Here is a 14,747-nt window from a genome sequence, read left to right as displayed (position 1 = left end):
GTAGATCCCTATGCTCGAAGCCTCGCTTGCCGGCCAACTGAAGTCCCTCCTCGAGCGGCTGACCCTGCCGATCGAGCTCGTGTCCTCCCTCGACGACGGACCCAAGTCCGCCGAACTCGCCGAACTGCTCACCGAGATCGCGGCGATGTCGGACAAGGTCACCTACGAGCGTCGCGACGACGACGCGCGTCGCCCGTCCTTCGCGGTGCGCCGCGTCGGCACCGACATCGAGGTCCGCTTCGCCGGCATCCCGCTGGGCCACGAGTTCACCTCGCTCGCGCTTGCACTGCTCCAGGTCGGCGGTTACCCGTCGAAGGAGCCCGAGGAGCTGCAGCAGCAGGTGCGAGACCTGGACGGCGAGCTGCACTTCGAGACCTACTTCTCGTTGTCCTGCCAGAACTGTCCCGACGTCGTGCAGGCCCTGAACCTGATGTGCGTGCTCAACCCGCGCATCAAGCACGTCGCGATCGACGGCGCCCTGTTCCAGGACGAGGTCGACGGACGTCAGGTGATGGCCGTGCCGACGGTGTACCTCAACGGCGAGCTGTTCGACTCGGGCCGCATGAGCCTCGAGCAGATCATCGGCAAGCTCGACACCGGCGCCGCGGACCGGGCGGCGGCCGCGATCGACGAGAAGGACCCGTTCGACGTGCTCGTCGTCGGCGGCGGCCCGGCCGGTGCCGCGGCCGCGATCTACGCCGCCCGCAAGGGTATTCGCACCGGTGTCGTCGCCGAGCGCTTCGGCGGCCAGGTGCTCGACACGATGGCGATCGAGAATTTCGTCTCCGTGCCCTACACCGAAGGCCCCAAGCTCGGCGCCGCACTCGACAACCACGTCCGCCAGTACGACGTCGACATCATGAACGTGCAGCGCGCGGCGAAGCTCGTGCCTGCGACCGAGGGCGGCCTCGTCGAGGTCGAGCTCGAGAGCGGCGCCTCCCTGCTCGCCCGCAGCGTGATCCTGTCCACGGGTGCACGGTGGCGTTCGATGAACGTGCCCGGCGAGACCGAGTACCGGAACAAGGGCGTGACCTACTGCCCGCACTGCGACGGACCGCTGTTCAAGGGCAAGCGCGTCGCCGTGATCGGCGGCGGCAACTCCGGCGTCGAGGCCGCGATCGATCTCGCCGGCGTCGTCGCGCACGTCACGCTCCTCGAGTTCGACTCGGCGCTGCGCGCCGACGAGGTGCTGCAGCGCAAGCTGCGCAGCCTGCCGAACGTCGACATCGTCGTCAGCGCGCTGACCACCGAGGTCCTCGGCGACGGCCACAAGGTCACCGGCCTGACCTATCAGGACCGCACCACCGAGACCGCGCACACGCTCGAACTGGAGGGCATCTTCGTCCAGATCGGCCTGCTGCCCAACACCGAGTGGCTCACCGGGACGATCGAGCTGTCGCCGCGCGGCGAGATCGTCGTCGACGACCGCGGCCAGACCTCGGTGCCCGGCGTGTTCGCCGCCGGCGACTGCACCACGGTGCCGTACAAGCAGATCATCATCGCCGCCGGCGCCGGAGCGACGGCAGCGCTCGGCGCGTTCGACCATCTCATCCGCACCAGCGCCCCGGCCGAGGACTCGGTCGCCGCGGTCGTCCGATAGTTCGTCCCTCGTGAACCTGCGTGATCTCGAGTACCTGGCCGCGGTGGCGCATCACCGCCACTTCGGCCGGGCGGCGGAGGCCTGTTACGTCAGTCAGCCGACGCTGTCGACCCAGATCCGCAAGCTCGAACAGGAACTCGGCGTCGAACTCGTCGAGCGGAGCCCGCGTCAGATCACCCTGACCGACGCGGGCCGGCAGATCGTGGAGCGGGCCCGGATCATTCTGAGCGAGACGGCGAACATTCGCGAGATCGCCCGGCAGTCCTCCGACCCGGAGTCGGGCACGCTCCGCATCGGCCTGTTCCCGACCCTCGCGCCGTACCTGCTCCCCCATGTCGTGCCGAAGGTGCGGGCGAGGTTCCCCGACCTCGAACTGCTGTTGATCGAGGAGAAGACCGAGGACCTCCTCGAGCGGCTCCGCGGCGGCGACCTCGACGTCGCCGTGCTGGCGCTCCCGGTCAACGACGAACACCTGCACCAGGAGTACCTGTTCTCCGAGGACTTCGTGCTCGCCGTCCCGGCCACGCATCCGCTGGCCGCCACGGCCGAACCTGCCCCTATGTCGGTGATCGCGGACGAGAGCCTTCTGTTGCTCGAGGACGGTCACTGCCTGCGGGACCAAGCCCTCGAGGTGTGCCGGTTGACCGGAGCCGCCGAACGCAACGGCTTCCGGGCGACGAGCCTGGAGACCCTGCGTCAGATGGTGATCGCCGGGGTCGGGGTGACACTGTTGCCCCGCCTGGCCGTCACCACCCCGGTCACCCAGCCGCCGGACATCCGGCTGCTGCGCTTCGAAGATCCCGTCCCGCATCGCCGCATCGGCATGTTCTGGCGCAAGAGCAGCGGCTTCCGCGACTTCCTGCCTCAGCTCGCCGAGATGTTCCGCCAGCTCCCCGCCGGCCTGGTCGACACGACACCGCCCTCCTGAGCCGGCAACCCGAGGCGACGGCCGGGTCGCCGCCCGCACGCCGGCATCGACGGAGGTGGTCATAATCGCAGGACACCGGCTGAGGAAGGACCGCATGAACGTCGACATCCCCCGCGATCTGCGGACCCGGCGCCGCCTGGACACCCACCAGGAGATCCACCGGGCTGCCCTCGAGTTGTTCGAGGAACAGGGCGTCCGCGAGACCACCGTCCAGCAGATCTCCGACCGGGTCGGCATCTCGGCCCGCACCTTCTTCCGGTACTTCACCTCCAAGGAGCAGGCCGCCCTGCCCGGACAGCGCCGCCTGCTCCTGGTGATCGACGCCCTGGAGGTCTCCGGCCCGGATCCCGCCGCCGTCCTGAGAAGCGTCGAGGCCGCCGCGGAGGCGGTGATGAGCCGGGAGACCGACCCCGACCTGGAGGAACACCGGCGCGTCGCGTGCCTGCTGGCGAAAGAGCCCGACCTGCAGGCGCTCGCCGCATCGCAGGAGCAGGTCCTCACGTCCCGCCTCCGGGCCCGCCTGACCGAACAGCTCCCGCACTACGACCCGGCGACGATCCTGCTGGTCGCCGAGACGGCCGTGGCCGTGTGGCGCACGAGCTGGGAGCGTTGGGGCGAACTCGCCCTCGCGGGCGAGGCCGCGGAACCGGTGGAGGTCTACCGCCGCTGCCGCGAGGAGTTGCGGCGCATCGTCGGCTGAGACCGCGCTCGCACTGCCCGAGCCGCGATCGGCCGTCCGTCCGCGGTGTGGTCGGCATCCACACCCATCCGGCCCGCCCCGACCGTTCCGGGCCGCGGCCGCGTACTGCAGGATGGGCGGGTGCCCGAACCCACCCGCCTCGTCGCCGACGTCGACACCGGCATCGACGATGCACTCGCCCTGCTCTACCTGCTGGCGAGTCCGGACGCGGAGCTCGTCGCGGTGCTCTCCACCGCGGGGAACGTGCCCGTGCAGCAGGTCACCACGAACAACCTGGCGTGGCTGCAGGTGTGCGGCCGGCCGGACATCGAGGTCGCCGTCGGCTCCGAGGCCCCGCTCGTCGCGCCGCTGATGACCACCGAGGACACGCACGGCCCGCGCGGCGTCGGTTACGCCGACCTGCCCGCCCCCGGACGCGGCCCGTCGGGCCGCAGCGCCGCCGAGGCATGGGTGGAGCTGACCCGCGCCCACCCCGGCGAACTCGTCGGGCTCGTCACCGGTCCGCTCACCAATCTCGCACTGGCGGTCCGGCTCGACCCGGAACTCCCCCACCGGTTGCGTCGTCTGGTCGTGATGGGCGGGGCGTTCAACTACCCGGGCAACACCACACCCACCTCCGAGTGGAACGTCGCGGTGGACCCCGAGGCCGCGAAGGCGGTGTTCGACGCGTTCTCCGCGGTCGAGCCCGGCCGTCGGCCGATCGTGTGCTCCCTCGACACCACCGAGTCCATCGCGATGCGACCGGAACACCTGCGACGGCTCGCCGAGACCGCGGGGAGCGTGCCGGCCGAAATCCTCTCGCCGGACGATCCGCGCGGACTGCGCTCGGAGGCGTCCCACCCGGTCGTGCGGTACCTGTCCGACGCCCTGCGCTTCTACATGGAATTCCACCGCGATCAGGATCAGGGTTTCCTGGCACACGTCCACGATCCGTTCGCGGCGGCGGTCGCCCTGGGAGCGGTGCCCGTCACCACCCGTCCGGCGACGGTCGACGTCGAACTCGACGGCCGGCTCACCCGCGGCACCACCGTCGCCGACTGGTCCGGCATGTGGGGCCGGCAACCGAACGCCGAGATCGTCGTCGCCACCGACCCGCCGCTGTTCTTCGACCACCTCGTCGAGCGGGTCGGGGCGCACCTCGCCGCGCTGTCCCGGACGCACGTCTGACCGAACGCCTGTGGCCGAATGTCACACCGGCTCGATCTGATCGAACCGGTGTGACATTCGGCCACAAGGGGTTTCGCGGAGGTGGGTCAGGCGCGTGCCAGCACCTTCTCTTCCGGCTCGGCGGCGACGGCCGGCTTCGGCTCGGCGACCGGACCGTGGCCGTCGTCGACCATGGTCTCCTCGTCGAACGGGATGCGGCCGGCGAGGACGTCGCGGACGCGGCCGCGGTCGACGGTGCCGGTCCACGTTCCCACCAGCAGGGTGGCGACGGCGTTGCCGGAGAAGTTGGTGACCGCGCGCGCCTCGGACATGAACCGGTCGATGCCGACGATGAGGCCGACGCCGTCGAGCAGCTCCGGACGGTGGCTCTGCAGGCCGCCGGCGAGCGTGGCCAGGCCCGCGCCGCTCACTCCGGCCGCGCCCTTCGACGCGACGATCATGAACACCAGCAGGGAGAGCTGCTCGGCCAGGGACAGCGGCGAACCGAGCGCATCGGCGATGAAGAGCGAGGCCATCGTCAGGTAGATGGCGGTGCCGTCCAGGTTGAACGAGTAGCCGGTGGGGACCACGACGCCGACGGTGGTGCGCTCGACACCGACGTGCTCCATCTTCGCGATGAGCCGGGGCAGCGCGGACTCGGACGAGGACGTCGCGAAGATCAGCAGGTATTCGCGGGCCAGGTACTTGACCAGCTTGAAGATCGACACCCCGGACACCATGCGCAGCAGGGAGCCCAGCACACCGAACACGAACAGCACGCAGGTGAGGTAGAACCCGATCATGAGGGTGCCGAGCTGGACGACCGCGCCGAGACCGGTCTGCCCGACCACGTTGGCGATGGCGCCGAAGGCACCGATCGGAGCGAGCCACAGGATCATCGACAGGATCTTGAACACGAGCTTCTGCACGTAGCCGATGCCTCGAAGGACCGGCTCGCCGGTCTTCCCGAGGGCCTGCAGCGCGAAGCCGACCAGCAGTGCGACGAACAGGGTCTGCAGCACGCTGCCCTCGGTCAGCGCCGACAGCAGCGACGTGGGGATGATCGACGCGATGAAGTCCATGGTCCCGCCCGCGGCGTGGGCCTTGTCGGCCAACGCGGCACCGGTGCCGGCGGTCTCCGGAGAGAGGTTCAGGCCGCTGCCCGGATCGAGCAGGTTACCCACCCCCAGGCCGATAGCGAGCGCGACGGTGGACATGCCGAGGAAGTACACCATCGCCAGGCCGCCGACCTTGCCGACGCTGGCGGCGGCCCGCACCGAGCCGATGCCGAGGACGATCGTGCAGAAGATGACCGGGCTGATCATCATCTTGATGAGATCGACGAACATCGTGCCGAGGACGCCGAACGACTTGGCGACGTCCGGGGCGAGCCAGCCGACGAGGACGCCGGCCACCACCGCCACGATGACACCGACGTAGAGCCAGTGCGTCCGGTCTTTGCGCTTGGCCGGCGACTTGGCACCGGGTGGCCGGGAGTCGGTGGACGTGCTCATGGCGGATCCTCTCGGATGGGACGTTTCGGGGGACTTCGTGATCGCGGTCACGTTCCTGATAGAAATGGTGGTAGCGCAGCCTCACCCGGTGAAGATTGCGTTCATTTCGTTCAGGTGATGTCGCGCTCACGAGGCGGACCCACCGGCATCCGGAAGGAGTACGTCCGTGCCGCCGACCGCGCACCGGCCGTCGATGAGCGTGGCACGTCAGCTGCTGGTGCTGCAGCTGGCTGTGCTCGCCCTGGTCATCGCCGCAGGTACCGTCCTCGTCGGGATCGACGAGCGCCGCGACAGCGACGACGCCACCCGCCGCACCGTCCTCGCCATCGCCGAATCCCTGGCCGGGTCCGACTCGACGGCCGCGGCGCTGCGCACGCCGGACCCGACCGCGGTGCTGCAACCGCGCACCGAACGGATCCGGGAGGCGACGGGCACCGACTTCATCGTGGTGATGGCGCCGGACCGGACCCGGTACACCCACACCGACCCCGCGATGATCGGTCTGCCGTTCAGCGGCAACATCGAACCGGCCCTCGCCGGCACCGCGTTCACCGAGACCTACGCCGGCTCGCTCGGCCCGTCCATCCGGGCGGTGGCGCCGATCCTCGACGACGAACGCGTCGTCGGCCTGGTCGCCGTCGGCGTCACCCGCGCGAAGGTCGCCGACCAGTTCGCCCGTGGGCTGCCCGCCCTCCTGGGCCTGTCGGCCGCGGCCCTGGCCGTCGCGGCCGCCGGCGCCGTGCTCGTCAGCCGGCGCCTGCGCCGCCAGACCCTCGGACTCGCACCGGACGAGCTGCGCCGGCTCTACGAGCACCACGACGCGGTCCTCCACGCGATCGGCGAGGGCCTGATCGTGCTCGGCACCGACGAGCCCGCACGTGTGGAGGTCGTCAACGACGAGGCGCGGCGCCTGCTCGGCCTCGGCGACGGCCCGGTCACGACGGAGGACCTGCCCGAGGCGCTGCGGGTGGCCGGCTCGGACCCGGACGCCCGCGGCGACGTACTTCTCACCGAGGACCGCGTCCTGGTCGTCGACCGCAGCCCGGTGCAGTGGGAGGACCGACGGATCGCCACGGTGATGACGTTGCGGGATCGCACCGAATTGCGGAGGGTGCTGGGCGAACTGGACTCGGTGCGCGGATTCGCCGACGCGCTGCGCGCGCAGGCGCACGAGTCGGCGAACCGGCTGCACACCATCGTCACGATGGTCGAACTGGGACGCCCCGAGGAGGCGGTCGCGTTCGCGACGGAGGAGCTACGCCTGTCGCAGCAGCTCATCGACCGGCTCACCGCGTCGGTGCAGGAACCCGCGCTGGTCGCCCTGCTGCTGGGGAAGATCAACGACGCCGCCGAGCGCGGCGTGGAGCTGACAGTCACCGACGACACCGCACTGGGCGCGACGCCGCTCGGCACCCGGGACCTGGTGACGCTCGTCGGCAACCTGGTGGACAACGCCATCGACGCCGCGCGGGCCGTCGACGAGCCCTGGGTGGAAGTGACGATACGGCAGGATGATTCGAACATGATCGTCGAGGTGGCGGACAGCGGGCCGGGGATGTCGCCGGAAACCCTCGCCCGTGCCATGGCGCGGGGCTACTCCACGAAGGCGGACCACCACGGCCTGGGCCTGGCCCTCGTCGCGCAGGTGGTGGCGCGGCACCGCGGCACTCTGCGGACCGAACCGTCGCTGGGTTCGATGGTCGTCGCGGAGATCCCCCTGCAGGCCGAGCACGGAGGCGGCGCACGATGATTCGCGTCCTCGTCGTGGAGGACGAGCCCCGCATCGCCGATGCCCACCGCGCCTACGTCGATCGGCTGCCGCAGTTCAGGGTCGTCGCCGTCGCCAACACCGGGCAGGCCGCGCTGCGCGCCGTCGCCGACGCCGCGCGGACCGCCGAGCCGGTGGATCTGGTGTTGCTGGACATCGGCCTGCCCGACATGAGCGGCCTCGACGTGGCTGCAGCGATGAGCGGGATCCGCCCGAGCCCGGACATCATCGCCGTCACCTCCGCCCGCGACCTCGAGGTCGTCCGCACCGCCGTCGCCCGGGGCATCGTGCTGTATCTGCTCAAGCCGTTCACATTCGCGGCCCTGAGCGACAAGCTCGACCACTACCTGGCCTACCGCGACGCGCTCGGCGCGTCGGGCACGGCCACCGGCCAGCACGACATCGACCGGGCGATGGCTGCGCTGCGGACCTCCGATCCGCGCGCCTCGTCCCCGAAAGGCGTTGCGCCGCAAACCCTCGATGCGGTGGCCCGGTGCCTGCGGGACGCGTCGCGCCCGCTGACGGCCGCCGAGGTGGGCAGCGCGGTAGGCGTGTCCCGGGTGACGGCGTGGCGGTATCTGGAGCGCCTGGCCGACGACGGCGTCGCCTCCCGGCACACCGAGTACGGCCGTGCCGGCCGTCCGCAGATCCGCTACGCCCCGCGCTGAGCGGCGGCCGTTGTGGCCGAATGTCACACCGTGTCGTTTACATCGAACGCATGTGACATTCGGCCCCGGCGGTTCTCAGCCGCGGTATGCCCCGGAGGTCTCGAGCACCCACGCGAACTCGAAGGCCACCTCGCGCCACTTCTCGTACCGGCCGGACACGCCGCCGTGGCCGGCGCTCATCTCCGTCTTGAGCAGCAACGGGGCGTCACCGGTCTTGGTGGCGCGCAGCTTGGCCACCCACTTGGCCGGCTCGACGTAGAGCACCCGGGTGTCGTTGAGGCTGGTGATCGCGAGGATCGCCGGGTAGTCCTTCGCCTCGACGTTCTCGTACGGGCTGTACGAGCGCATGTACTCGTACACCTCGGGGTTGTCGAGGGGGTTTCCCCACTCGTCCCATTCGATCACCGTCAGCGGCAGCGACGGATCGAGGATCGACGTGAGCGGGTCGACGAACGGCACGTTCGCAAGGATCCCGGCGAACAGCTCCGGCGCCAGGTTCGCCACCGCGCCCATCAACAGGCCACCCGCGCTGCCGCCGTCGGCGACGAGCCGGTCCGGGCCGGTGACACCGGCGTCGATCAGGTGCCGTGCGCAGGCGACGAAGTCGGTGAAGGTGTTCTTCTTCGCCAGCGTCTTGCCGTTCTCGTACCAGTGCCGGCCCATCTCGCCGCCGCCCCGCACGTGCGCCACCGCGAAGACCATGCCCCGGTCGAGGAGCGACAGGCGCGCCACCGAGAAACCGGGGTCGATGCTGGCCTCGTACGACCCGTAACCGTAGAGCAGCGCCGGCGAGTTCTCGGGCGTGCCCTTGCGGGTCACGATCGACAGCGGGATACGGGTGCCGTCCTCGGCCACCGCCCAGTCCCGGCGCTGTTCGTAGTTCGACGGGTCGAAGTCACCGAGCACCGGCTGGGCCTTGCGCAGCAACAGCTCTCCCGAATCCACGACGTAGTCGTAGACCCGGCTGGGGGTGATGAACGACGTGAAGCCGAGCCGCAGCATCGGCTGGTGCCATTCCGGATTCGCACCCGGGCCGACGGCGAAGAGTTCCTCGTCGAACTCGAGTTCGGTCAGCTCGCCGTAGCCGTCGGCGGTCAGCGGCCACACCGCGAGCCGGGTCAGCGCCTCCCGCCGGTACCCGAGAACGAGGTGCCCGGCGAACGCGTCGACGTCCTCGAGACGCACGTCGTGCCGGTGCCCGATGAGAGTGCGCAGCGCCGACGGATCGTCCACTGGCGCCTCGGCGAGGACGAAGTTCTCCGCCTTCTCGCGGGTGATCTCCCCCGTCGCGTCGTTCACCACCTCGACGACGTCGTTGTGCATGACCAGGAACCGGTCCTCGCCGCCGATGACGGCATGCTCGGCGCCGTACTCGACGCCCTCGCGGCGCGGCAGCAACACCCGGAATTCGCCGGTGGGATCCGCGGATTCGAGCACCCAGCCCTCGGTGGTGATCTTGGATCCCACCCAGATCATCAGATACTTCTCGCTGCGGGTGGTACCCACCGACACCCAGTACCGCTCGTCGGGCTCGTGGAAGACCTTGACGTCCTCGGTGTGGGACGTGCCGAGACGGTGCCGCCATACGGTGTCCGGCCGCCACGACTCGTCCACGGTGAGGTAGAAGATGTGGCTGTGGTCGATCGCCCACGTCGCGCCGGGTGCGGTCCCGGGGATCTCGTCGGCGAGCAGCTCGCCGGTGCCGAGATTCTTGAACCGCAGCGTGTAGCGCTCGTCGCCGACGACGTCGACCGAGTACGCGAGCAGCGTCCCGTCGTGGCTGATCGAGAACGCGCCGAGGGAGAAGAACTCGTGCCCGGCCGCCTCGACGTTGCCGTCGAGCAGCACCTGCTCGCCCGGCAGTTCCACACCCGGCGCCAGCTCCGGCGGATTCCAGTCGTCGGGGTCGGCGATCGGACAGCGGCACTGGATGCTGTACTGCTTGCCCTCGACGGTACGGGCGTAGTACCACCAGTTCCCCATGCGGGTGGGCACCGACATGTCGGTTTCCTGCGTGCGGGACTTGATCTCCTCGAAGATCCGCTCCCGCAGCGGCGCCAGATGCGCGGTCTGCTTCTCGGTCCACGCGTTCTCGGCCTCGAGATGGGCGATGACCTCGGGGTTCTCCTTGTCGCGGAGCCACTCGTACTCGTCGACGAAGGTGTGTCCGTGATGGACCCGCTCGGACGGGACCCGCTTGGCGATCGGCGGGGTCATGCGCTCGGCCCCCACCAGTCGGCGAACGACAGGCCCGAGATCCGTTCGTAGGCTTCGATGTAGCGCTCCCGGGTGGCGTCGACGATGTGCTGCGGCAGGGGCGGCGGCGGGGTGTCGGACGCACGGTCCCAGCCGGACTCGGGGCCCGTCAGCCAGTTGCGCACGAACTGCTTGTCGAAGCTGGGCTGCACCTTGCCGGGCTCGTAGCCCTCGGCGGGCCAGTAGCGTGACGAATCCGGGGTGAGCACTTCGTCGGCGAGGATGAGGTTGCCGTCGTCGTCGAGGCCGAACTCGAACTTCGTGTCGGCGAGCAGGATGCCCTTGTCCGCCGCGTACATCGCGGCACGGCCGTAGATGTCGAGGGTGTCCTCGCGCAGCTTCACGGCGAGATCCACGCCGACCTTGTCGGCGACCTCCTCGAAGGTGATGTTCTCGTCGTGGTCGCCGAGTTCGGCCTTGCTCGCCGGGGTGAAGATCGGATCCGGCAGCTGACTGGCCTCCACGAGGCCCTCGGGCAGCGGGACGCCGCACACCGCGCCGGTCTTCCGGTAGTCGAGCAGGCCCGACCCGGTGAGGAAGCCGCGGGCCACGCACTCGATCGGCACCATCTTCAGCCGTTTGACGACGAGGGCGCGGCCGAGAACCTCGGCGGGGATGCGTTCGTCGTCGGGCTCCCCGGCGAGGTGGTGGTTCACCTCGAGCAGGTTGAAGAAGAACACGCTCATCGCGGTGAGCACCCGGCCCTTGTCGGGGATCGGGGTGTCGAGCACGTGGTCGTATGCCGAGATCCGGTCGCTGGCCACGAGGAGCAGGTGCTCGTCGTCTATGACATACAGGTCCCGGACCTTGCCGCCGGCGAGGTGGGGGTAGGACTGGAGTGATGGACGCACGCTGCCACCCTAGTGCGCCGCGCCGACCTGCACCGCACCCCCGTCCGATCGCCGGATCGTTCACTATGACAATGATCGTGACCGGAACCCCACCCCGAACAGGAGCGTGATGTCGGCCGCACCCCGGATCGACGTGGGTCTGCGCTCGGAACGCGGACCGATTCTCGCGGCTCTGATGCTCGCCACCGCGCTCGTCGCACTCGAGAGCACCATCCTGGCCACCGCCGTCCCGACCATCGTCGCGGACCTCGGCGGCTTCACGCAGTTCCCGTGGCTGTTCTCGAGCTACCTGCTCACGCAGGCCGTGCTCGTGCCGGTCTACGGCAAGGTGTCGGACGTGTACGGGCGCAAACCCGTGCTGCTGTTCGGCATCGCGCTGTTCGCGCTGGGCTCGGCGCTGTGCGCGCTGGCGTGGAGCATGCCGGCACTGATCGCCTTCCGCGCGGTGCAGGGTCTCGGGGCGGGGGCCGTGCTGCCGATGGCGCAGACCATCGCCGGCGACATCTACACCGTCGCCGAGCGCGCAAAGGCGCAGGGCTACCTCGCGAGCGTGTGGGGCATGTCGGCGATCGTCGGCCCCGCCGTCGGCGGCGTGTTCTCCGACTATGTGTCGTGGCGGTGGATCTTCTGGGTCAACCTGCCGCTGTGTGCGCTGGCCGCGGGGGTGCTCCTGCGGGCGTTCGCCGAGCCACGGCCCCCGGCCGCCCGGCGGCGGGTGGATCTGGCCGGCGCCGCGACGCTCGCCACGGGTTCGGGTCTGCTGATCCTGGGTCTGCTCGAGGGCGGGCAGGCGTGGGCGTGGGCATCGGCGCCGAGCGCCGGGGTGTTCGCGGCCGGCACGACGCTGTTACTGCTGTTCGTGTGGGTCGAGCGGCGGGCGCCGGAGCCGATCCTGCCGCCGTGGGTGTTCGCCCGTCGTGTGGTGCTGACCAGCAGCGCGGTCGCTGCCCTCGTCGGCGCCGTGGTGCTGGGGCTGACCTCCTACGTGCCCGCGTTCGTGCAGGGGTCGCTGGGCACCACGGCACTGGTCGCGGGATTCACCCTGTCGACGATGACGATCGGCTGGCCGCTCGCGGCGGCTCGTTCCGGCTGGTTCTACCTGCGGATCGGGTTCCGCAACACCGCGATGATCGGGTCCGTGCCGGTGCTGGCCGGCACGGGTCTGCTGACGCTGCTCGACGAGCGGTCGCCGGTGTGGCACGTCGCGGTGTGCTGCGTGCTGGTCGGTCTCGGGATGGGCCTGATCGCGAGCCCGGCGCTGATCTCGGCGCAGTCGAGCGTGACGTGGGCCGAGCGGGGCGTGGTGACGGGGGCGTATTCGTTCGCCCGATCGATCGGCAGCGCCGTCGGGGTCGCGGTGTTCGGCGCGCTGGCGAACTCGGCGCTGGCCGCGGACGGGGTCGCCGGGTCGGGCCCCTTGGAGCCGGAGCGGCTCGCCGACGCGGTGGCTCCGGTGTTCGTCGCCCTTCTCGTGGCCGCGGTGGGCCTGGCGGTGACGGCCGCGACGATGCCGAACCGGCCCGCCGAACCACCCGGCACCCCTTAGGTTGGAAAGGCTCACCTAAGGTGTGGGTCATGTCGAACGAAGACGGGCTGATGCCCAGCGTCATCGAAGTCGCGAAGGTCGAGGACATCACCCCCCGCATGCGCCGCGTCACGTTCGCCGGCCGCGGGGTCGAGGTCTACGCGAGCGACCCGACCCGCGTGCCCAACATCAAACTGATCTTCCCGCGGGAGAACGGCGACCTCGACCTGCCGGTCAACACCGGCGGCCGTCGCCTCGAGTGGCCCGACCCCACGCTCAAGGCGCAGGTCCGCACCTACACCGTGCGGCGGCTCGATCCCGCGGCCTCCGAGATGGACATCGACTTCGTCCGGCACGGCGACGAAGGGCTGGCCAGCGCCTGGGCCGAGCGGGCCCGTCCGGGCGACCGCATCGCGGCGGCCGGCGGCGGCGGGATCGTCGCGCCCCCGGCCGACTGGTATCTGATCGTCGGCGACGAGACGGCGCTGCCGGCGATCGGCCGCATGCTCGAACGCCTACCCGAGGGCGCCCGCGGCACCGCCGTCGTCGAGGTCGCCGACGAGGGTGAACGGCAGGATCTGCACTCCCCCGCCGACATCGAGATCCGCTGGGTGCACCGCGACGGGGCGCCCGCGGGCACCACCACACACCTGGCCGACGCGGCGACCGCCGTGCCGATCCCCGACGGCGAATTGAAGCGGTTCGCGTGGGTCTCGGCCGAATCCGCGACTGTGCTGCGGATGCGCAGGTACCTGCGGAACGAGGCGGGCTTCGACCGCAGGTCCACCCTCGTCATCGGCTACTGGCGGCACGGCATGACCGAGACCGGGTACGACCGTACCACGGATCACGACCGGGACTTCACCGAGCACGACGCCTGAGCCGGGCCGAGCGACGCGCGCCTTGGGCCGCCTCGGGGCCGCCCCGGGCCGCCCCGGGCCGAGCGAATGTATCGTCCATCTCCTCAGCGGTAGCGAGCGATACATTCGCTCGGCCCGCAGGAGGTCAGGGCGACGAGTCGGGCCCGTGCACCTGGTCGTGCAGGGCCTCCATCCGGACGTCGAGGTCGCGGGCGGTCGCGGCCGCTGCCCGGAGTTCGTCGAGCAGTCCGACGGGCACCGCCTTGTCGTACTTGTAGAAGATCTTGTGTTCGAGACTGGCCCAGAAGTCCATCGCGACGGTGCGGATCTGCAGTTCGACGAACACCGGCTGCACCCGGTCGGACATGAACACGGGGACCTCGACGATCGCGTGCAGGCTCCGGTACCCGTTGGGCTTCGGATGTGCGATGTAGTCCTTGACCTGGACGACCCGGACGTCGCGCTGCCCGGTGATCAAGTCGAAGATCCGGTAGACGTCGGAGATGAAACTGCAGGTGATGCGGATGCCGGCGATGTCGTAGATGTTCTCGCGGATCGCGTCGAGGGTGAGCGGCAGGTCCTTGCGGACGGCCTTCTCGACGACCGACTCCGGTGTCTTCAGCCGCGACTTGACGTGCTCGATCGGGTTGTGGTCGTGGGCGAAGCCGAACTCCTCCCGGAGGATGTTGATCTTGGTCATCATCTCGTCGATACCGAACTTGTAGACCATCAGGACGCGGCGGAACTCCCGTTGGAGCGCGATCTGCGGCGGGTCCAGGTTGAGCTGCGCCGGCTCGACTCGTGGTTGCCTCAGCTGCACGTCGTCAGCGCCGTCCACCGTTTCCGTCACCGTCTGTCTCCTCATCGCCTTCCCGATCGAGTCTGCCAGGTCGGCCGAGGGTGCGGCCCGGCGCCGACCCGGAGCCGCGGT

At 70.1% G+C, this 14,747-nt stretch carries 12 protein-coding genes; 8 read left to right on the top strand and 4 right to left on the bottom strand.

The features are described 5' to 3' along the window. Positions 1-10: 10 nt before the first annotated feature. The 4 genes from ahpF (at position 11) to CQZ88_RS17870 (ending at position 4,395) form a co-directional block, all read left to right on the top strand. Positions 11-1,600: an alkyl hydroperoxide reductase subunit F gene (ahpF, locus tag CQZ88_RS17885; protein WP_006931961.1), complete on the top strand. Its 1,590-nt coding sequence runs from the start codon at positions 11-13 to the stop codon at positions 1,598-1,600. 10 nt (positions 1,601-1,610) lie between these two features. Then, complete coding sequence (locus CQZ88_RS17880; RefSeq protein WP_006931958.1) at positions 1,611-2,528, top strand: LysR substrate-binding domain-containing protein; 918 nt, start codon at positions 1,611-1,613, stop codon at positions 2,526-2,528. A 94-nt stretch (positions 2,529-2,622) separates the two neighbouring features. After that, positions 2,623-3,228 (top strand): TetR family transcriptional regulator, encoded by a 606-nt coding sequence (locus CQZ88_RS17875; RefSeq protein ID WP_102800109.1) that lies wholly within the window; start codon positions 2,623-2,625, stop codon positions 3,226-3,228. Between the two features lie 120 nt (positions 3,229-3,348). After that, entirely contained in the window at positions 3,349-4,395 is a 1,047-nt protein-coding gene (locus CQZ88_RS17870) for a nucleoside hydrolase (protein ID WP_102800108.1), read from the top strand. A gap of 86 nt (positions 4,396-4,481) precedes the next feature. Here CQZ88_RS17870 and CQZ88_RS17865 read toward each other — a convergent pair whose 3' ends face one another. Continuing rightward, the gene (locus CQZ88_RS17865) at positions 4,482-5,888 is read right to left on the bottom strand and encodes a C4-dicarboxylate transporter DctA (RefSeq protein WP_006931951.1); all 1,407 of its coding nucleotides are present in this window, start codon (positions 5,886-5,888) and stop codon (positions 4,482-4,484) included. Positions 5,889-6,081: 193 nt separating this feature from the next. On the opposite strand from CQZ88_RS17865, the gene CQZ88_RS17860 reads away from it, so the two are divergent. After that, entirely contained in the window at positions 6,082-7,638 is a 1,557-nt protein-coding gene (locus tag CQZ88_RS17860; RefSeq protein ID WP_037201423.1) for a sensor histidine kinase, read from the top strand. Continuing rightward, complete coding sequence (locus tag CQZ88_RS17855; protein WP_006931945.1) at positions 7,635-8,324, top strand: response regulator; 690 nt, start codon at positions 7,635-7,637, stop codon at positions 8,322-8,324. Before CQZ88_RS17860 ends, CQZ88_RS17855 begins: the two co-directional genes overlap by 4 nt. A gap of 75 nt (positions 8,325-8,399) precedes the next feature. Here CQZ88_RS17855 and CQZ88_RS17850 read toward each other — a convergent pair whose 3' ends face one another. Both CQZ88_RS17850 and CQZ88_RS17845 read right to left on the bottom strand, forming a co-directional pair. Next, positions 8,400-10,541, bottom strand: coding sequence for a S9 family peptidase (locus CQZ88_RS17850; protein WP_006931943.1), 2,142 nt, complete (start codon positions 10,539-10,541; stop codon positions 8,400-8,402). After that, a complete protein-coding gene (locus CQZ88_RS17845; protein WP_006931941.1) occupies positions 10,538-11,431 on the bottom strand; it encodes a phosphoribosylaminoimidazolesuccinocarboxamide synthase in 894 nt (297 codons plus the stop codon). The genes CQZ88_RS17850 and CQZ88_RS17845 overlap by 4 nt, the downstream gene beginning before the upstream one ends. 109 nt (positions 11,432-11,540) lie before the next feature. On the opposite strand from CQZ88_RS17845, the gene CQZ88_RS17840 reads away from it, so the two are divergent. Together CQZ88_RS17840 and CQZ88_RS17835 are read left to right on the top strand one after the other, a co-directional pair. After that, positions 11,541-12,977, top strand: a complete 1,437-nt coding sequence (locus tag CQZ88_RS17840) for an MFS transporter (RefSeq protein WP_006931940.1) — start codon at positions 11,541-11,543, stop codon at positions 12,975-12,977. A 29-nt stretch (positions 12,978-13,006) separates the two neighbouring features. After that, entirely contained in the window at positions 13,007-13,837 is an 831-nt protein-coding gene (locus CQZ88_RS17835; protein ID WP_006931938.1) for a siderophore-interacting protein, read from the top strand. Between the two features lie 124 nt (positions 13,838-13,961). Here the strand turns inward: CQZ88_RS17835 and CQZ88_RS17830 are convergent, their stop codons facing one another. Next, the gene (locus CQZ88_RS17830; RefSeq protein WP_081636925.1) at positions 13,962-14,654 is read right to left on the bottom strand and encodes a GTP pyrophosphokinase family protein; all 693 of its coding nucleotides are present in this window, start codon (positions 14,652-14,654) and stop codon (positions 13,962-13,964) included. Between the last annotated feature and the right edge of the window lie 93 nt (positions 14,655-14,747).

It is taken from the genome of Rhodococcus sp. ENV425 (assembly GCF_002887785.1).
Taxonomy (GTDB): domain Bacteria; phylum Actinomycetota; class Actinomycetes; order Mycobacteriales; family Mycobacteriaceae; genus Rhodococcus; species Rhodococcus aetherivorans.
This window is presented reverse-complemented; position numbering and strand designations above follow the sequence as displayed.